This window comes from Bordetella sp. H567 (assembly GCF_001704295.1).
In the GTDB taxonomy this organism is placed as follows: domain Bacteria; phylum Pseudomonadota; class Gammaproteobacteria; order Burkholderiales; family Burkholderiaceae_B; genus Bordetella_C.
Window position 1 is genome coordinate 2868685 of record NZ_CP012334.1, and the last position, 19396, is coordinate 2888080.

Annotated in this window: 13 protein-coding genes; 10 read left to right on the forward strand and 3 right to left on the reverse strand. The window is 66.6% G+C overall.

The window, feature by feature from the left end; genetic code table 11:
* Position 1: 1 nt before the first annotated feature.
* On the forward strand, positions 2-5977 hold the full coding sequence (locus AKI39_RS12930) for an RHS repeat-associated core domain-containing protein (RefSeq protein ID WP_066636492.1): 5976 nt from the start codon (positions 2-4) through the stop codon (positions 5975-5977).
* Here the strand turns inward: AKI39_RS12930 and AKI39_RS12935 are convergent.
* Genes AKI39_RS12935 through AKI39_RS12945 form a run of 3 tightly spaced genes read right to left on the reverse strand, consistent with a single transcriptional unit; the run spans position 5955 to position 9990 of the window.
* Positions 5955-8330, reverse strand: coding sequence for a hybrid sensor histidine kinase/response regulator (locus tag AKI39_RS12935; protein WP_066636499.1), 2376 nt, complete (start codon positions 8328-8330; stop codon positions 5955-5957). The genes AKI39_RS12930 and AKI39_RS12935 overlap by 23 nt on opposite strands.
* Positions 8331-8350: 20 nt before the next feature.
* Positions 8351-9034 (reverse strand): DsbA family oxidoreductase, encoded by a 684-nt coding sequence (locus AKI39_RS12940; protein WP_066636502.1) that lies wholly within the window; start codon positions 9032-9034, stop codon positions 8351-8353.
* Between the two features lie 29 nt (positions 9035-9063).
* A complete protein-coding gene (locus AKI39_RS12945) occupies positions 9064-9990 on the reverse strand; it encodes a LysR family transcriptional regulator (protein WP_066636504.1) in 927 nt (308 codons plus the stop codon).
* A gap of 130 nt (positions 9991-10120) precedes the next feature.
* On the opposite strand from AKI39_RS12945, the gene AKI39_RS12950 reads away from it, so the two are divergent.
* From AKI39_RS12950 to AKI39_RS12990, 9 genes are all read left to right on the forward strand, one after another.
* Positions 10121-11152, forward strand: a complete 1032-nt coding sequence (locus tag AKI39_RS12950; RefSeq protein WP_145925268.1) for a D-cysteine desulfhydrase — start codon at positions 10121-10123, stop codon at positions 11150-11152.
* A gap of 75 nt (positions 11153-11227) precedes the next feature.
* Positions 11228-12319, forward strand: coding sequence for an ABC transporter substrate-binding protein (locus AKI39_RS12955; RefSeq protein ID WP_066636507.1), 1092 nt, complete (start codon positions 11228-11230; stop codon positions 12317-12319).
* Between the two features lie 17 nt (positions 12320-12336).
* On the forward strand, positions 12337-13503 hold the full coding sequence (locus tag AKI39_RS12960) for an ABC transporter ATP-binding protein (RefSeq protein WP_083228824.1): 1167 nt from the start codon (positions 12337-12339) through the stop codon (positions 13501-13503).
* Entirely contained in the window at positions 13500-14450 is a 951-nt protein-coding gene (locus tag AKI39_RS12965; RefSeq protein WP_235610633.1) for an ABC transporter permease, read from the forward strand. Before AKI39_RS12960 ends, AKI39_RS12965 begins: the two co-directional genes overlap by 4 nt.
* On the forward strand, positions 14447-15229 hold the full coding sequence (locus AKI39_RS12970; RefSeq protein ID WP_066636512.1) for an ABC transporter permease: 783 nt from the start codon (positions 14447-14449) through the stop codon (positions 15227-15229). The genes AKI39_RS12965 and AKI39_RS12970 overlap by 4 nt, the downstream gene beginning before the upstream one ends.
* Positions 15226-16365 (forward strand): M24 family metallopeptidase, encoded by a 1140-nt coding sequence (locus tag AKI39_RS12975; protein WP_066636514.1) that lies wholly within the window; start codon positions 15226-15228, stop codon positions 16363-16365. Before AKI39_RS12970 ends, AKI39_RS12975 begins: the two co-directional genes overlap by 4 nt.
* Before the next feature lie 5 nt (positions 16366-16370).
* A complete protein-coding gene (locus tag AKI39_RS12980) occupies positions 16371-17591 on the forward strand; it encodes a M20 family metallopeptidase (RefSeq protein WP_066636517.1) in 1221 nt (406 codons plus the stop codon).
* Positions 17592-17712: 121 nt separating this feature from the next.
* Positions 17713-18618 (forward strand): LysR family transcriptional regulator, encoded by a 906-nt coding sequence (locus AKI39_RS12985; protein WP_066636520.1) that lies wholly within the window; start codon positions 17713-17715, stop codon positions 18616-18618.
* Between the two features lie 109 nt (positions 18619-18727).
* A complete protein-coding gene (locus AKI39_RS12990; RefSeq protein ID WP_066636521.1) occupies positions 18728-19339 on the forward strand; it encodes a glutathione S-transferase family protein in 612 nt (203 codons plus the stop codon).
* Positions 19340-19396: the final 57 nt, after the last annotated feature.

The following is a 19396-nucleotide window of genomic DNA, read 5'->3' on the forward strand; positions in this document are numbered from 1 at the left end:
CATGCCGGACCCGGACACCACGACGCCCGACACCACACCGGACTCCGGCGGTGCGGCGTCCGTGGCCACGGTCCGGCCCGATATGAATGACGACCAGGTCAAGGATGCGATCCGCAAGCGCTACATGGACCTTGCGGAGGACGCCGCGACGGTGCTGGCGGAAAATCCGCCGGACAAGCAGACCCTGAGCGACTTCAAGAAGCTGTTGAAATCGGCGCCGCTGCAGATCGACGTGCCCCAGGAGATGGCGGGCAGGTTCGCCAGCCTGCGGGACCAGGTCGTCGACGAAGTCGCGCCGGCGATCATGCCATCCGGCGACAGCAACCGGCTGTATGTGGTCAAGAGCCTGGACGCCACGCCACCGAAGGAAAACGTGGCGAAGGCCGCCGATCCGGTGAAGCTGTTCAACGGCGAGTTCGCCTACGCCATCGCCGATTTCGAGTTGAATGGCGCCGGGCAGAACTTCGTCTTCCAGCGCAGCTATTCGCAGCTGGTGGTCTACGAAGGACCATTGGGTTGCAACTGGGACCACAACTACAACCTCTGGCTGACCGTGCCGCCCGACCAGCTTTCCATCGTGCGCTCGAACGGCGCGCTGGGCATCGAGCTGTACACCTTGCACGAAGCCCATGGGTACTGGCTGCCGCCGGACGGCGTGGACGCCATCCTGCAGGCCGAGGGGGACTCCTTCACGCTGCGCCAGCCCGACGGCACGCGCATCCGTTATCGCCCCCATCCGACGCTGGGCCCCGCCATCCATGTGGTGGCACGCATCGAGGACCGCCACGGCAACTATCTGGGGTTCACCTATGAAGATGGACTGCTGGCGCATGCCGAGATCAACAGCGGCAGCCGCCAGGTCGATTTCACCTACGACAGCGGGAATCGCATCGTGGCGATCGCCGACTTCACCGGCCGGACCTGGCGCTATGGCTACGACGACATCGGCAACCTGGTTACCGTCACCCTGCCGGCCACCGCGCCGCATCGCAGCGGGCCGACATCGGTGTACGACTACATCGGAACGGCCTGGGCCGACACCAGCCTGCAGCATGCCTTGACGGCGATTTTCGATGGCAACGGCCGTCCATTCCTGGAGAACGAGTACGGCACCCAGTTGGGTCGGGTCGATTACCGCCGGGTGATCCGCCAACGGCAAGGCGGCGGCGACATCCTGTTCGACTATGCCGACGTGATCGAGGATTTCAACCAGCCCTACGACGATCACGAGCGGCCGGCGCGCCAAACCATCGTGACGGAGCGCGACGGCCGCCAGCTGCGCTATCTGTTCAACCGCTTCGGCAATGCGCTCTACAAAGAGGAATACGCCGTCATCGGCGGCCTGCCCACGCTGATCGGCGCGCACTACCGCTACAACCGCGACGGCAACCAGATCGCCGCCGTCACGCCGATGGGCGTGACCACCCAGAGCCTGTTCGGCCGGGACTGGTACGAGCGCCTGCATCCGCGCGGCCAGGATTACCGGCCCGAGGCCGATGCGGATCTCACCGCCGAGGCGCGCCTGCAATTCGGCAATGTGCTTTCGGTGGTCAGACGCGGACGTTACCTGGGCTTCGCGCCCACGGGGCTCGCGCCGAGCCTGTGGTCCGCGGCGGCGCTACCCGACGTCTTCGCGACCGATGACGCCGACGCCATCCAGAAGTTCTCGTACGAGCCTGAATTCAACCGGCCGCTGACCGTCTCGGATGCACGCTACACCAGGAGCGCCAACCCGGCCTTCACCGAGGACGCGGACTACGACCGCACCCTGACCCGCTACGCCTACGCGCCCGGCAATGGCTTCCAGCACTTCCTGCTGCAGGCCGTGCATCGGCCCACGCCCACCCTGCCCGATGGATCGGCGGGCGCGGCGATCGTGGCCACGTTCGACCAGTACGATGCCAACGGGCGCTTGCTGGAGGCCGCCAATGCGGCCGGACTGCGCACCCGCCATACTTACTTCAGTGCGGCCGATGGCCCGCTCGAAGGCCTGCTGAAAGCCACCACCGTCGATCCGCCGGGGGCCGCCCTGACAACGTCGGTGGACCGCGACCCGCTGGGCCGGGTGACGCGGGTCTACCGGCCGAAATTCACGCCAGGCGACGACCGCTTTGTCTCGGAGGCGGAATACAACGCGCTGGACCAGGTGACGCGCCGCACCAGCTCGCTCCCGGTGGGCGCCACCACGGCCTTCGCCTACGACCGCGCGGGCAACCTCGTGCGCTCCGAGTTGGGCCTGAAGGATGAGAACCAGGCGCCATCGGGCGCCCTGGTCACGCTGAGCCGCTACGACGAGGAACAGCATCTGGTCCGCCAGACCGTCGGCGACGATACCTTGTCCAAGCTGACCCGCGTGGTACACGACCGCGCGGGCAGGCCGTACCTGACCATCGCGCCCTCCGGCCGCCTGCGCAAGCTGGTTTACAACGAGCGGGCCATGGTCGCCCGCAGCATCGACGATTATGCGCACATCCATGCCGTAACGCGCAACGACTACGACGCCGACGGGCGGGCGATACGCATCGTCAATCCGCGCGGGTTTGCCACGCGTTTCACCTTCGATGCCTTCGGGCGAGCCGTCCAGACCGAGGACGCCATGGGCAACGTCACGGTCCGCCGCTTCGACAAGCTGGGCGATCTTCTAGTCGAATGCACGCACGAAAAACAGCCCGACGGCAGCTTCCTGCTGCTCGCCCGCCGCCAGTTCAGCTATGACGAACTCGGACGGCGCATCACCGCCTCGGCCAGTCGCTACGACGATCCGCCTGCGGTCGCCGCGGCGGACGTGCGTACCGCCTTCCTGGATACCGCGCCCGGCACCCTGCTGACGATCCAGTACTACTACGACGGTGTCAACAACCTGGTGCGCGAGGTCGACCAGGACGGGCGCGTGTTCGTATCGTCGTTCGACATCCTTGGCCGTCCCGTGCATCGCGTCGATCCGTACGGCAACGAATGGCGGCTGGCGTGGGACCAGGAAGCCAATCTGGTGCGCCTGGATCGCCAGGAGCAGGTGAAAGACGCGAACGGCGTCGTCCTGGGCAGCCGCCACTACGCGGAAACCTGGGCCTACGACGAACTCAACCGTAGGGTCGCGCACGCGACACCGACCGGTGTCGTGCGCCATGCCTACGATAGCCGTGGCGACAGCGTCGCGATCACCGATCCGCTGGGCAACGTCATTCGGAACGAGTACGACGTCTTCGGGCGCTTGACCCGCAACCGGCAAATGGTCGCGTCCGTCCTGTCCCCGGACGCGCCACAGCCGGCGGACATGCGCTTTGCCTGGGACGCCGACGACCACAAGGTCTCGCAAACGGACGCGCTGGGCCGCATCACGCGCTTCGTCCAGGACACCGCGGGACGCCTGGCCTCGACGGTCCTTCCCGATGGCAGCGCGGACCTGGCCCAGTACGACGCCGCCGGCAACATGATCGCCTATCGGGACCGCAACGGCGTCGTCCGATACTTTGCCTGGGATGCCCTGAACCGCAATACGTCCCTGCAGGTAGACCGTTCGGGGATGGCCCCCGGGCTGGAACTGGGCGGCGCCAGCGATCAACGCGCCGAGTTCGACGGCCTGGGCCGGATGCGACGCGCGACCAACGACTTCATCGACATCCGGCTGCGCCACGACTCCCTCGATCGTGTCCTGGAGGAGACCGTCACCTTTACCGGCGTGCCCGGCGCCGATCCGGCGCGCGCCTTCGTCATCCAGCGGGAGGTCTCCCATACCGGCGCGGTCCTGCGCCTGCGCTACCCCGCCGGCCGGGAACTCAGCTACGACCGCGATGTCCTGGACCGCGTCGTCGCCATCGCGCAGCAGCAACAGGGCACGGCCTGGCCGGGAGATCCCGCGACGGGCGCCGCGCCGCTGGCCAGCTTCGCCTATGCCGGGCTGCAACCCTCGCGTCTGGCTCGCGCCGAGGGGCCGACCACGGACTTCCGCGTCGATGCCGGCGGCCGCATCGACGAGGTCCGGCATACCGTCAACGGCGCGCCGCTGCTGACGGTGCAATACCTGCATGACGCCCTGGGCAATGTGCGCAACACGGTCGAGACGGGCCAGGACTTCGCCGCGCGGCTGGCGTACACCTATGACACGCTCTCGCGCCTGGTCGACTGGCGTACCGCCCTGCCCGCCGCGCCGCTGGATATGCAGCCGCTGGAGCCGCCCGGCCAGCCGCTCGCGGATCCGCTGCCCGACCTGCAAGCCCCCATCGATGCACGCATCTTCGACCTGCCTGCCACGCCCGAGGGCGGCAGCTGGGACTATGACCTGGCGGGCAACCGGACGCGCAGCACCGCCGGCTCCGTCACCACGCCCTACGTCGTCAACGCGCTGGACCAGTACACGCAGTGGGGCAGCGCCGCGCGCCGCTACGACGGCAACGGAAACCTGGTCGAGGACGAGTCGTGGTCGTATGTGTACGATTTCCGCAATCAGCTGGTCTCCGCCACGCGCAAGGCCGATCAGCGCAAGATCGAACGCTATTACGACTGGCTGGGCCGTCTGCACGCGGAACGCCAGGCCGGGACATTGCGCCTGTTCCTGCGCGATGGCCAGGAACCGATCGAGGAATACGAGGGCGGCCAGCTGGCCCGCAGCACGGTGTGGGATCCCCTGCGCTCGGATGCGCTGATCGTGTCCGGCGGCGGCCGCGACAATTTCCTGATGTGCGATGCGCGGCACTCGGTACGCTATCTGTTCGACAAGGCGGGCAAGCGAAACTTCTACATCTACGATCCTTTCGGGGTGCTGCTGCGCGCCATGGCGCCCGTCGACGACAACCCGTTCCGCTACGCCGGCAAGCGCGCGATCGACGAGACCGGCAAGCTGGATTTCGTTTTCCGCGCCTACGATCCCGCCACCGGGCGCTTCCTGCAGCGTGATCCCAAAGGACAGACCGACGGGCCCAATTTCTATGCTTTCGTGCGCAACAATCCGCTGGCCTTCTCCGACCCCCTGGGCCTGGAGAGCCGGCACGAATTCGCCGGTCCCACCGCCACGCTGGGTGCGGAATGGATGTTCCGCAACCCATCGGGCTTCACGCTCGCGGTGCCCAACAACTTCGACCGCGCCAAGATCCAGGCCTACAAGCAACGCATCCGCGATCCGCTGGATCGCGGCGTGGGCATGCGCTCGCCGCTGGCCGGCCTGAAAAGCAAGACGGACGATATCCGGGCCGCGAACGAGACCTTGGCGGACCTGGCCGAAGTGCGGCTGCGCGACGAACAAGGCTTGCGGCCACCGAATGTCAACCTGGACCATACCGTCGAACTGCAGCACGTGATCCGCACAGGCGCCCCGGGCGCCGAAACAGTGCGTCCCCAGGACCACCGCTGGCAGGATGCCAGCCTGAACAAGTCGCAGGGCGCGAGCGCCCGCCAGACCGACATCCGCTCGCGTGCGCGTGGCGAGCCGTGGGACGTATCCGCCGGCGGCGTCGCCCGCGAGCGCGACCTGAACAAATTCTGGAACCGCGCCGGCTGGCGCGGCCTGAACCGTGCCTGGGGTGCCTATAACCTGGCCGGCGGCACCTACGCCTCGATTTCGAATCTGGGCGATGACATCCGCGAAGGCAACTGGTTCGCGGCCGGCCTGGACGGCAGCGGCTTTGTCTCCGGCAGCCTGGAAATCGGCGGCATGCTGGCCGGCTCCAACACCCTGCTGGCTGCGGGACGCTGGATAGGCGTGCCCGGTGCCGTCATCAGCTCCGGCGTGATCGGCGTGCGCATCGGCACCAATCTCTACAACAACTACGTCGACAAGGACAACGCCATGGACGCCGGCTCGTGGGTGGAAGAGCGCACCGGCTCGCGCGTGCTGGGCGCCTCCGCCGCCGCCGGCTGGGCGATCGGCAGCGCCGCCTATCATGCCCCCGAGGCCGCCTACGACTATGCCAAGGAAACCTGGACCGTCGATCCCGACGAGGTGGATTGGGACAGGACGCTCAAGCCTTGGAAGTGGCTATGAAGGGCTGGAGTGCGGCGGCGATCGCGGCGGAATCATAAGGTTTGCGCAGTACGCCATCCGACGGGACATCCGCGGGCACCTCCTGCCCGGTTGCGTAGATGATGCGCGCATCGGCACGCCGCGCCTTGATCCTGGCAGCGAGCTCCACGCCTGACGTGCCTTGCAACCCCACATCGATCAACACCACTTCCGGCGCGTTCTTTTCCAGGACGGACAGCGCTTCCCCGGCGTTGCCCGCCGTCAGTACGACGTGGCCCAGCCCCCGGATCATCTCTCCGCCGATCTCCCGGATCTGTTCATCGTCGTCCACCAGGAGCACCGCGAGCGGCCGTCGCGACAATGGCGGCGCCGGCGCGCCTTCGGCGCGGTCCGGTTGCGCCGGCCTGGGATTGCGGCGTTGCCGATGGTTCGCCAGGACATGCCTGATCTTGCGCGCCAGGTCCTCGCGGGTATAGGGCTTGGTGATCAATTCGACGCCCTTGTCCAGGCGTCCGCCATGGACGATGGCGTTCTGCGTGTAGCCGGAGGTGAACAGGACCGCCATGTCCGGCAAGCGCTCCTGCGCCTTGCGCGCCAGGTCGGGGCTGCGTAGCTGGCCCGGCATGACGACATCGGTAAAGAGCAGGTCGATCTTGATACCGCTTTGCACGATCGCAAAAGCGCTTTCCCCGTCTGTCGCCTTCAAGACCTGGTAGCCGAGTCCGCGCAATAAATCGACCACCGTGGTGCAGACCTGTTCATCGTCCTCGGCCACCAATATCGTTTCCGATCCGCCGATCACGGTCGTGGGCAAGATTTCGGGCGGCACATCCTCTTTCTCGAAAGAACGCGGAAGGTACAGCCTTACCGTCGTCCCGTGGCCGACTTCGCTGTATAGCGTGACATGGCCGCCGGACTGCTTGACGAACCCATAGACCATGGAAAGGCCCAAGCCCGTCCCATGCCCTTCCGGCTTGGTCGAAAAGAAAGGCTCGACGGCTTGCGCCATGACCTCCGGCGTCATGCCGCAGCCGGTATCCGTCACCGCGATCATGACGTACTGGCCCGCGCTGACTTCCGGGTGGCTGCGCGCGTAAGCGTCGTCCAGGTAGGCGTTGCCGATCTCGATCGTCAGCCTGCCCACGCCGCTCATCGCGTCACGGGCATTGATCGCCAGATTCAGCATGGCGTTCTCGAGCTGTGCGCTATCGGCCATCGTGTGCCACACGCCGCCCGCGACGATGGTCTCGATCTCGATGGCTTCGCCCAGGCTGCGGCGCAGCATATCGTCGAAGCCGCGCAGGAAGCGGCGGATGTTGATGACGCTGGGCACCAGGGGCTGCCGGCGGCCGAATGCCAGAAGGTGGCTCGCCAGCTTGGCGCCGCGATGCACGCCGGCCAGGGCATTGGCCAGGCGCTGCCGCGCCCGTTCGTTATTCGACATATCCGCCGCGAGCAGTTGCAGATTGCCCCCGATGACCTGCAGCAGGTTGTTGAAATCGTGCGCCACGCCACCGGTGAGCTTGCCGATGGTTTCCAGCTTTTGCGCTTGCTGCAGGGCCCGTTGCGTGCGCTCGAGCGCTTCTTTCGCGGCCTGCTTTTCCGTGATGTCGCGGGTGATTTTCGCGAAGCCTACGTGGTTGTTGCTGGGATCGAAGATGGGGTCGATGACGACATGCGCGAAGAACCGCGTGCCGTCCTTGCGCACCCGCCAGGCTTCGCTTTCGTAGCGGCCTTCCTTGAGGGCGGTCCGCAGCGCATGTGCCGGAATACCTGCTTCCCTGTCTTCCGGGGTGTAGAAACGTGAAAAGTGGCTGCCCAGGATTTCCTCGCGCGCATACCCCTTGATCCGCTCCGCGCCGGCATTCCAGGTACTGACATGGCCGTCCTGGTCCAACATGTAGATCGCGTAGTCCACGACGCCGCGCATCAACAGCTGAAACTGCTCTTCGCTTTGGCGCAGCGCTTCATCGGCCGCCGTCACATCGGCAAGATCGCGCGAGACGAAGGCAAAACCGATTATTTCGCCCTGCTCGTTGCGGACGGGATCGATCGTGGTGTCGACCCGCAGGTGGGAGCCATCCCTGTGTCGAACCCAGCCATCGCGCCGCACGGACCCAGGGGGCGTTTCAGCGGCCAGTACCGTCCTGAGATCTTCCCCTGGCGCAGCGGCGCTGGGGTAGAACACCGAGTAATGCTTGCCGATGACGTCCGAATCGGCCCATCCCGTCAGGTTCCGGGCGCCCAGATTCCAGCTGATCACGGTTCCCTCCGGGGAGACCATGTAAACGGCATAGCTGAGTATCGAATCTACAAGGCGCTGGGGGCAGGACGCGGGCCACGGCCGTTCTTCCGCGGCCTGTTGTTCGGACATTGCGGGTCTCCATGCAGGGTTCAGCGGCCCATGGTAGCAGGATGCGCTCCCGGGCCACCGGCCGACACGGCCTGGGCCACCTGCTCGAAGTACTCGCGCGGGAAAAGCCCCGGAATCAGGCGACCCGCCACCCACCACGCCGGGGTGCCCCTGACGCCCAGCTTCCTGCCGAGCGCTTCCGCTTCGTCGACCAGTGCGAAACCCGCGCCGTTGTCCAGTGCAGCGCGCATTGCGGCAATATCGACACCCGCTTCAGCGGCGTGTTTCTCGACCACGCGCCTGTCGCCGAGGTCCTCTCCCAGTGCGAAATGCGCGCCGAAGAGCGCCTTTTCGAGCGCGGGAAAAGACCGCGGCGCGTGGCGGCGCGTCCATTCGGCGGCGGCCAGCGCCATGCGGGTATTGGGTAAGCGATCCGGCCATGTCAGAGGCAAGCCAGCCGCGCGGTCCTCCTCTTCTATACGCTCGTACATCGGTCCGCTGCGTTCGCCCACCGCGCGGCCACCCGCCGGGATATCCGGATGCGCCAGGAACGGCAGGCTCACCACGTCGAAGCCGTGTTTTTCAAAGATGGTGTCGCGCTGCTGGCCGACATAGCAGAACGGGCACAACAAGTCGTACCAGTGATACACGCGCCGCGCCGCACTCGACGCATCGTCCACGGTCAATTTCTCGTTTGACTGCACTGCGTCACGGATATCGGCCATCGTCCACTGTCCCTTGGAAAGGTAAACCGTCAGCCGCCCTCGCCGCTTATGGGCGGCGGCTGATAATGGGACTGCAACAGGCCCCATATTTCGTCCACGACGCCCTGCCCCGCACCCCGGGACAGCCGATACAAGGATACCGGAACATCCACGGTCGGCAGTTCCGGACCTAGCGTGACCAGTGCCCCAGTCGCCAGCTCACGCGCGATCAACCGTTCCGGCAGCCACGCCATGCCCATGCCGGCCAGGGCCATCTCCTTGATGCCGGCAACGAAGCCGGATTCCTGCACCATGCGAACCTGGTACCGCGCCATCAGGGGGGGCAGGCAATGCCGGTAAAGGATGGTGCCCATGAAGCTCTGGGCCGGATAGCCCAGCAGCCGGACGGCGCGGCGCGCATGCGGCCGGTGCACGGCCGCGCCGGCGGGCGTGGCGGCACTGACGGCGATCAGCCGTTCGTGGCCGAGGTGCAGGCACTCGCTGTGCGGCATCGATTCCAGCAGCGGCGTATCGGCTTCCAGGCATAGCAGCAGCTGGGCCTGCCCGGACGCGAAACGGGCGATGCTCTCGCCGCGGTCCTGGGAATCGACGCCCAGCTCCAAGCCCGGCACGTGGCGCTGCACCACGCGCAGCAGGCCCGGAAGCCAGGTAATCGTCAGGGTGTGTTGCGCTGCAACCAGGACGCGACGCTGCCCGTGGTACTCCGCCTGGATGCGGTTGCGCAGCTCGGTGGCCTGCATCAAGAGCGCGCGGAATTCGTGCGTGTATCGCTCGCCCAGCGGGGTCAGCCGCAATCCCGCGCTGCTCCTGTCGATGAGCTGGACGCCCAGCCAGTCTTCCAGCATCTGGATACGCCGGGAAAAGGCCGGCTGCGTGATATTGCGCATCGCGGCGGCGCGAGAGAACGTCCCTGCCTGCAGCAGGGCGAGGAAATCTTCCAGCCAGATGAGCTTCATGTGGGGGCGCGCGTTGGGGGGCGGGCATCTTATGCAAAAAAAGCATAAGAGTCGGAAAATATAGCATTAGGCGGGCCGGCGGGCCCTCCGGTAATCTCGATCTTCCCTTTTCCCTTTTCGCACACGAGCCATGATGCATCTTGCCGCCTACCCGCGCGTTCGCCTGGGACACTTCCCGACCCCGCTGGAACCCTTGCCCAATCTGTCACGCCATCTGGGCGGACCGAACCTCTACATCAAGCGCGACGACTGCACCGGGCTGGCCACGGGCGGCAACAAAACGCGCAAGCTGGAGTTCCTGGTGGCCGAGGCCCTGGCCCAGGGCGCCGACACGCTGATCACGCAGGGCGCGGTGCAATCCAATCATGCTCGCCAGACCGTCGCCGCGGCGGCCCGCTTCGGCCTGCAATGCAAGATCCTGCTGGAATCGCGCGTGACCGACGGCGGCGAGGACTACGAGGAATCCGGCAACGTGATGCTGGACCGCCTGATGGGCGGCGAAATCGTCGCGCGCCTGCCGGCCGGCACCAATATGCAGAAGGCCATGGAAGACCTGGCCGCGCAGCTGCGCGAGCGCGGCAGCAAGCCCTATGTCATCCCCGGCGGCGGATCCAATCCCGTCGGCGCCCTCGGTTACGTGGCCTGCGCCCAGGAGCTGCTGACCCAGTCCTTCGAAATGGGCCTGCGTCTGGATTGCGTCGTGCACGCCACGGGTAGCGCCGGCACCCAGGCCGGCCTGGTGACGGGGCTGGCGGCCAGCAACAGCGGCATTCCCGTCATGGGCATCAGCGTGCGGGCGGCGCAGCAACAGCAGGAAGAAAACGTGTGGAAGCTGGTCCAGGCCACGCGCGACTATATGGGTCTGCCGACGGACTCGGTACGCCGTGAGGCGGTGGCAGTGGACGCCGGCCACGTGGGCGGCGGCTACGGCGTGCCGACCCCCGGCATGATAGAGGCGGTGCGCCTGGCCGCGGAACTGGAAGGCATCCTGCTGGACCCGGTGTATTCCGGCAAGGGCATGGCTGGCTTGATCGCGCAGATCCGCGCCGGCAAGTTCAGCGACGACCAGAACGTCGTCTTCGTGCACACGGGTGGATCGGCCGCGCTGTTCGCGTACCGCTCCACGTTCGACGCGGCCGGCAGCGCACGCGCGAACGCCTGAACGGACGTCTTCCCCCGCCTGGATTGCCGGCGGGGGCTCGTCTAGTCAGGGCCATAAACGACAAGGGGAAGTACCATGACTGAAAAAGCGAATGCCGTGCAACCGCCTTCGCGCGCACGTCGGACATTGCTGAAGGCCGGTGCGGCCACGGTCGGCGTGGCCTTGGGCGCGCCGCTGGCGCGCGCGCAGGATCGCGGCAAGGTGATCGTGCGCAGCCTGGGCGGCGCCTACGATGCGGCCATGAAGAAGGCCTTGCATATGCCTTTCACCGAGGCCACGGGTATCGCCGTCGTGCTCCAGACGGCCAGCGCCGGCCAGGTGCGCGCCATGGTGCAATCCGGCCGTGGCGGCCTGGACGTGGTGGACATCGGCCTGCCGAGCATGGTGGCCTTCGATGCCGACGGCATCCTGCAGCCGCTGGCTTATGACCGCATGACCTACACCCGGCCACAGGACATCTACGACGCGGTACGCAAGCCCAACTACGTCGGCACCCTGTATTTCGCCACGGTGCTGGTCTACAACACGCAGGTCTATACGAAGGAGCACCATCCCACCACCTGGGCGCAGTTCTGGGATCTGAAGGGGTGGCCGGGCCCGCGCACCATGGCCAGCCAATCGGCGGGCTCGGTGCCGCTGGAGTTCGCGATGCTGGCAGCCGGCAAACCCATGGACAAGATCTATCCGATCGACCTCAACGAAGCGTACGCCTCGTTGTCCAAGGTCAAGCCCGGCGTGGTCAAGTGGTGGGAGACGGGCGCGATTTCCGCTCAATTGCTGGAACGCAAGGAAGCCGTGCTCGGCGCGGTATGGAACGGGCGCGCCCAGGACCTGATCGACAAGGGCGCGCCATTGGCCATCGAATGGAACCAGGCACGCCGCGAAGTACAGGGCCTGGGGGTGGTCAAGGGTGCGCCCAACGCGGCGAACGCGCAGAAATACATCGACTTCGCGCTGCAGCCCAAGGTGCAGGCGGAGCTGACCCGTTACATCGCCTACGGCCCGACGAACCGCGCCGCGCTGCCGCTGGTCAAGCCCGAGGACGCGCAGAAGCTGCCTAGCGTGCCGGAACACTACGACCATTCCTTCGACATGGATTACGCGTGGTGGCAGGCCAACCTTCCCGAAGTCGGGAAGCGTTGGCAGGCCTGGGTCTTGCAGGGCTGAGCGCGCGCCAGGACACGATGATGCAGAACACTCAATTGCCGCCCTCGACCACGAGCGCGGCGCAAACGGACGCGCGGACGCGCATCGGCGCGGGCCTGTCGCTGCGCGCCGTCCACAAGCAATACGGTGCATCCACGGTCGTGCACGGCGTGGACATGGAAATCCAGCCAGGCGAGTTCGTGACGCTGCTGGGCGCCAGCGGTTCCGGCAAGACCACCACGCTGATGATGATCGCCGGATTCACCGACCCCACGTCGGGCGAAATCCTGATCGACGGCAAATCGGTGAACGGCATCGCCCCGGCGCGCCGCAACCTGGGCGTAGTCTTCCAGAACTACTCGCTGTTTCCGCACCTGACCGTGCGTCAGAACATTGCCTTTCCGCTGGAAATGCGCGGATTGGCGCGCGCCGAGCGCGAGCGCCTGGTGCGCCAGGCGCTGGACATGGTGCATTTGCCGGACAAGGCCGGCAGCTATCCGCGCCAATTGTCCGGCGGACAGCAACAGCGCGTGGCGCTGGCGCGCGCGCTGGTTTTCGGACCGCCGGTCCTGCTGATGGACGAACCGCTGGGCGCCCTGGATAAGAAGCTGCGCGAGCACATGCAGCTGGAGATCAAGCGCATCCAGAACGAATTGGGCGCGACGGTGGTCTACGTGACGCACGACCAGGAAGAAGCGCTGACCATGTCGGACCGCATCGCCGTGATGCAGGACGGACGTATCGTGCAGATCGGCCGCCCCGCGGATTTGTACGACCGTCCCGCGACGCGGTGGGTGGCGAACTTCGTCGGCCAGTCCAATTTCATTGAAACGCGCGTGCTGGGGGCAAGCCCGGACGGTGTCGTCAGCATTCGCCTGCCCGACGGCGGCACGGCGTCTGTGCGCGGCGCGTCATCCCTGCAAACCGGCGCCGCCGCCACCCTGGTGCTGCGGCCGGAGAAACTGCGCGTGGGACCGGCCGGCCAGGCCGATGGCCTGGAGAACCGCCTGTCCGGCACCGTGGCCGAGGTCATATACCTGGGCCACGCCACCCGCCGTACCGTGCGCATGGCGGACGGCGCGACATTGCAGGTCCAGGAGGCCAATCGCAGCGGCTCCACGCCGTTCGAGCCCGGACAGCAAGTCCAGGTGCAATGGGCGCGCGAGGACGGCTGGCTGCTGGCCGGCAAGGCGAGGCCGGCATGAGCGCAGCCGCACGGCCGCCCGAAGGCGGCGCTCCCTCCCGTGGGGAGGCAGTCGCGCAGCGACAGGAGGAAGGCGGCATGGCGCCCGCGGCACCGCCGGAGACGGATGCGCGCCGAGGTCGCCCCTGGCTGCTGCTTGCCCCGGCCCTGCTGTTCCTGGCGGTTTTCTTCGTTTATCCCATACTCGGCATGCTGGGGCGCAGCCTGAGCAGCACGCATCACGATATCGGCCTGGCCAACTACGGCCGCCTGATGGCGGAACCGGTCTGGCTGCAGATTATCTGGATCACCTTCCAGATCGCGTTGCTGACCACGATCAGTACGCTGCTGCTGGGGTATCCGCTAGCCTATTTGCTGTCGGCGCTGCGGCCGCGCACCGCCGGCCTGCTGATGATCCTGGTGATCGTGCCGTATTTCACCAGCATCCTGGTGCGCACCTATGCGTGGATGGTGCTGCTGGGTACCGACGGCATCGTCAACCGGCTGCTGGTCAGCCTGGGCGTCATCGATGCGCCGCTGTCGCTGATGTACAACCGCTTCGCGGTACTGGTGGGCATGACCTATGTGCTGCTGCCCTACATGGTGCTGGCACTCTATAGCGTGATGCGCGGCATCGATAGTTCGCTGCTGCGGGCCGCCCATAGCCTGGGCGCGAGCCGGCGCTCTGCCTTCGTGCGGATATTCCTGCCGCTGAGCCTGCCGGGCGTGGCCGCCGGCGGACTGATCGTGTTCATCCTGAGCCTGGGTTTCTTCATTACGCCGGCGCTGATGGGCAGCGACCGCGACGCGATGATCTCCATGATCATCCAGCAGCAGGTGGAAACCTATTTCGACTGGCCATTCGCCTCGACGCTGGCCACGGTGCTGCTGGCGCTGACGCTGGTGGCGTTTTTCGTGTACGAGCGCGTGGTCGGCATGGAACATCTTTTCAGGGCGAAACAGCGATGAGGGAACGCATGCCCGGCTGGTTCATCAGGATACTCGGCGCGCTGGTGCTGGTTTTCCTGGTGCTGCCTATCCTGATTATCTTTCCCCTGGCGGCCAGCCCGTCGGACTACCTGTCCTTTCCGCCGACGGGCGTGTCGTGGCGTTGGTTCCACGCCGTGTTGTCCGATCCGGGATGGACGGCATCCCTGCGGCTGAGCCTGGGTGTGGCGCTCGTCTCCACGCTGTGCGCCGTGCTGCTGGCGCTGGCCGTGGCGCTGGCACTGGTACGCACGGACTTCCGTGGCAAGCGGCTGGTCTATGCGCTGGTGCTGCTGCCCATGATCGTGCCGCATATCATCACGTCCATCGCGGTGTATTTCTTTTTCTCGTCCGTCGGCATACCGGCGCTGGCGGGCATGATCATCGGGCACGTCGCGTTGGCCATTCCGGTGGCCACGATCATTTTGTCGGCCACGCTGCAAGCCTTCGACATGCGGCTGGAGCAGGCCGCGCAAAGCCTGGGCGCGAGCCGGCTGGTGGCGCTGCGGCGCATTACCTTGCCTTTGATCGCACCTGGCATCGCGGCCGCGGCCATCTTCGCTTTCCTGAGCTCGTTCGACGAACTGCTGGTGGCCCTGTTCCTGTCCTCGCCGGAGCAGCAGACCCTGCCGGTACGGATCTGGAATGCCGTGCAGTTCCAGCTGGACCCGACCATCGCGGCCGTCAGCGCCCTGCTGATCCTCTTTTCCGCCGTCGCGCTGGCCGCCGGCAATTTCCTGCAACGCAAGGAGCAAGCATGACCGCCGCCATCCCGCTTTTCGATCGCGCCGAGTTTCTCGCTCGCCTGGAAAAGTTGCGGCGGGTGATGCGCGAGCGATCCGTCGACGTCATGCTGCTCGACGATATCGAGATCCTGGCCTATTTCACCGGCTACGAACGGTCCATCAGCTATTACCGCGCCTGCCTGGTGCCGTTGGAAGGCGAACCGCTGATGGTGCTGCGCAGCCTGGATGCGGCCCCATTCCTGGAAACCGCCTGGTTCGAGCAGCACGTGGGCTACGCCGACGCGGAAGATCCGGTCACGCTGCTGGTCGCGGAAATCGCCCGCCGCTGGGGCGCCGGCGCGCGCATGGGGGTGGACTTCGGCAGCCATGGCATGACCGTGGACGTCTATCGCCGGTTGCAGGCGGCCCTGCCCCGCGCCACGTTCGTGGACATGACCAACGTGCCGTGGGAACTGCGCCTGATCAAGTCGCCGCTGGAGATCCGCCACATCGAACAAGCCAGCGCCATCGCCGACCAGACGATGCGCGAAATGGCCGAGCGCGCCCGCCCCGGCATGAGCGGCCGCGACCTGGCGGCCTACGCCGCAGGCCGCTATATCGAACTGGGCGCCCTGCCCGGCCACGTCGGCCCGATCACCTATGGCAAGGGCTGGGGGTTCCTGCACGGGCACCTGCACGATACGCCGATGCAGGAGGGCGACGTTCTGCACATTGAACTGGTGCCGCGGTTCCGCGGCTACAGCGCGCGGCTGATGCGCAGCGTGGTCATGGGCACGCCCACCGCCGAACAGCGCGAAACCGCACAGCGGCTGGCGGCGCTGCAGGACACCCAGATCGCCGCCATGGTCCCGGGTGCCTCGGCGCGCGAGGTCGATGCCATGCTGCGCGACGGCGTGGTGCGCGCCGGCTTGCGCGATACCTATGACAACATCACCGGCTATACGCTGGGCTACTACTCGCAGCAGCCGGTGCGCTCCAGCGACTTCACGCGCGTCTTCGGGCCGCACGCCGACTGGACGCTGGAGGCCGGGATGGTGTTCCACATGTACACCTCGGCCAAGGGGTTGGCGTTCAGCGAGACCGTGCTGGTGGATGCCGGCGGCCCGCGCCGACTGACACGGCTGGAACGCAAGCTGTACGCAACGGAATAATCGCCATGGACCATGCCGCACTGATTGCCGCGCTGGACGAAAAAGCCAGCCTCGATTTCCTGGCCAGGATGATCCGCTTCAAGAGCTACAGCGCCACGCCCGGCGAGCGCGAGCTGGCGGAATTCATGGTCAACAGCATGCGCGGCCTCGGCCTGGAAGCGGAACTGACGCCGGTGCCGGGCGGCCGCGTCAACGCCATCGGCCGCTGGCGCGGCACCGGCCAGGGCCCTGGCGCCAGCCTGCTCTTCAATGGCCATCTGGATACCAATCCCGCCACGGAAGGCTGGACTGTCGATCCCTGGGGCGGGCTCTACGACGACGCCTTCATCTACGGCATCGGCGTATCCAATATGAAGGCGGGCGATGCCGCCTACTATTGCGCCGTCAAGACGCTGCTCGACCAGGGCGTGCGCCTGTCCGGCGATGTGGTGCTGACCTATGTGGTGGGGGAACTGCAAGGCGGTATCGGCACCGTGGCGGCCATCGAACAGGGCGTGGCCGCGGACTACTTCATCAATGCCGAACCCACCGACGTGCAGGCACTGACCATGCACGCCGGGTCCTTTGTTTTCGTGATCGAAATCACGGGCATCACCCGGCACCTGTCCAAGCGCGAGGAAGCGGCCGACGCCATCGCCGCGGGCTGCTGGCTGGTGCCGCGCATCAATGCGATGACTTTTTCCGGCGCGGCCGGACCCGAGCACCGTTCCATCAACCGCGCCAATGTCGGCGTCATGCGGGGCGGCCTGGGACGCGAGATGCTGGAGTGGCGAGCCCCGCAGGTGGCGGACTTCGTGCGTATCCAGGGATCGGCGCGCTATGCGCCGGGCCAGACGGAGGACGGCGTCATGGCCGATCTGCGCGCCCTGCTGGATGAAATGGAAAACGCCTTTCCCGGTATACGCGCCGGCGTATCGATCAACCGCAGCGATAACCGGCCGACCATGCTGCCCTTCGAAGTCGACCCGGCGTCGCGCATCGTGCGGGCGGTGAACGACGCCTACCGCACCGTGCGCCACGCGGAACAGCCGACCGGCGCGCTGCGTCCGCCCGCCTTCTACGGTACCGACGCGGCGCACTTCCACCAGCGCCTGGGCATGCAGGGCATCGTCTGCGGCCCCGGCGGCAAGTACAACACCATGCCCGACGAACGGGTGGATATCCCGGACTACCTGGATGCCATCCGGGTCTACATGCTGGCCATCCTGGATATCTGCGGCCGGTGACACAGGGGCACGGCGGCCGGTGCCGCATGGCGGTAGCCGGTAAAAGCCGGGCCGCCGGCGGGCAGGACCCGCGCCGGGCGCCGAATATACTTCCCGATATCCCAATCCCCGGAGCAGACGCGTGGACCGGCTACACGCCATGAAGACCTTCGTCACCGTGGTCGAAAGCGGTGGCTTCACTGCAGCCGCGCGCAAGCTCGATGTGTCGCTGTCGGTCGTCAGCCGCGTGGTCACCGAGCTGGAAGCGCATCTGGGCGTGCGCCTGCTGACGCGCACCACGCGCGTGGTGCGTCCCACCGAAACCGGTGCCGCGTACTTCGAGGACTGCAAGCGCATCCTGGGCGAAATCGAGGAAGCCGAGCTGACGGCCACGGGCACGCATTCCTCGCCGCGCGGCCATCTCGTGGTGACGGCACCCGTATTGTTCGGCGCGCGCCACGTCACGCCCATCGTCGTCGAATACCTGCGGCGCTACCCCGAAGTCGACGTCCAGTGCGTGCTCGTGGACCGCAATGTCAACTTCATCGACGAAGGCGTGGATGTCGGCGTGCGCATCGGCGAACTGCCCAGCTCGTCGCTGCAGGCGATATCGGTGGGCCATGTACGGCGCATCGTGTGCGCCGCGCCCTCGTACCTGCAACAGCAGGGCATGCCGCAGGCACCGGAAGACCTGTCCGCGCACACGCTGATCCAGACCACCGGCGTCAGTACGCTGCCCGAATGGCGCTTCATGCGGCAAGGCGAGCTGAAGCCGCTGCGCTTCACGCCCCGGCTGGCCACCTCGACCAACGATTCCGCCATTTCCGCCGCGGTGGCGGGACTGGGCCTGGCGCGCGTCCTGTCGTACCAGGTGGCGGCCGAGCTTCGGGATGGCACGCTGCGCGTGGTGCTGGCCGACCACGAGCCGCCGCCGGTACCTGTCCATGTGATCCACCGCGAAGGCCGTCACGCGATGCTGAAGGTGCGCGCCTTCCTGGACTTGGCCATCGACCGGCTGCGTGGCGATGCCTCGCTGAACTATTGCTGAATCCAGAATAATCCTTTCGAGCTGGCGCCGTTTTTTCGGCGGTACGGCCGCCCTATGCTGCGATGAAGGCACGGCATTACGTGCAGAACCCGCAACCGAGGACGACGCCATGAAGCTCTACCACCATCCGCTTTCCGGCCATGCGCACCGCGCCCGCCTGTTCATTTCGCTGCTGGGCCAAGCCGCCGAGTTGATTGACGTCGACCTGGCCAGCCGCGCGCACAAGCAGCCGGATTTCCTGAAACTCAATCCGTTCGGACAATTGCCGGTGCTGGTGGACGGCGACGTGGTGGTGCCGGATTCCAACGCGATCCTGGTCTATCTGAGCAAGAAACTGGGGCGGACCGATTGGCTGCCCGAAACACCGGCCGAGGCCGCCGCCGTGCAGCGATGGCTGTCGGTCGCCGCCGGCGATATCGCCTTCGGCCCCGCCGCGGCGCGCCTGGTCACGGTATTCGGCGCCAAGCTGGACGCCGAAGCCGCCATCGCCCGCGCCCACGTGGTGCTGCGACGCATGGAAGACGCGCTGGCGGGCCAGCCATGGATCGCGGCCCCCCAGCCGACCATCGCCGACGTGGCGCTATACAGCTACACGGCGCGCGCGCCGGAAGGCTATGTCGACCTGAAGGAGTATGCCAACGTGCGGCAATGGCTGGCGCGCGTGGAAGCGCTGCCCGGCTTCGTGGCCTTCCAGCGCACGCCGGTGGGGCTGGCTGACTGAGCCTGCCGCTACGCGCCAGCTCCCTACCCCGCCACGACACGCAAGGCGACGCCTGTC

Bases quoted from the DNA above. Each gene is read 5' to 3' on its own strand.
- AKI39_RS12975 (WP_066636514.1), top strand. From the start codon at position 15,226: ATGACCGCCGCCATCCCGCTTTTCGATCGCGCCGAGTTTCTCGCTCGC.
- AKI39_RS12965 (WP_235610633.1), top strand. From the start codon at position 13,500: ATGAGCGCAGCCGCACGGCCGCCCGAAGGCGGCGCTCCCTCCCGTGGG.
- AKI39_RS12960 (WP_083228824.1), top strand. From the start codon at position 12,337: ATGATGCAGAACACTCAATTGCCGCCCTCGACCACGAGCGCGGCGCAA.
- AKI39_RS12945 (WP_066636504.1), bottom strand. From the start codon at position 9,990: ATGAAGCTCATCTGGCTGGAAGATTTCCTCGCCCTGCTGCAGGCAGGG.
- AKI39_RS12955 (WP_066636507.1), top strand. From the start codon at position 11,228: ATGACTGAAAAAGCGAATGCCGTGCAACCGCCTTCGCGCGCACGTCGG.
- AKI39_RS12940 (WP_066636502.1), bottom strand. From the start codon at position 9,034: ATGGCCGATATCCGTGACGCAGTGCAGTCAAACGAGAAATTGACCGTG.
- AKI39_RS12950 (WP_145925268.1), top strand. From the start codon at position 10,121: ATGATGCATCTTGCCGCCTACCCGCGCGTTCGCCTGGGACACTTCCCG.
- AKI39_RS12990 (WP_066636521.1), top strand. From the start codon at position 18,728: ATGAAGCTCTACCACCATCCGCTTTCCGGCCATGCGCACCGCGCCCGC.
- AKI39_RS12935 (WP_066636499.1), bottom strand. From the start codon at position 8,330: ATGTCCGAACAACAGGCCGCGGAAGAACGGCCGTGGCCCGCGTCCTGC.
- AKI39_RS12970 (WP_066636512.1), top strand. From the start codon at position 14,447: ATGAGGGAACGCATGCCCGGCTGGTTCATCAGGATACTCGGCGCGCTG.
- AKI39_RS12980 (WP_066636517.1), top strand. From the start codon at position 16,371: ATGGACCATGCCGCACTGATTGCCGCGCTGGACGAAAAAGCCAGCCTC.
- AKI39_RS12930 (WP_066636492.1), top strand. From the start codon at position 2: ATGCCGGACCCGGACACCACGACGCCCGACACCACACCGGACTCCGGC.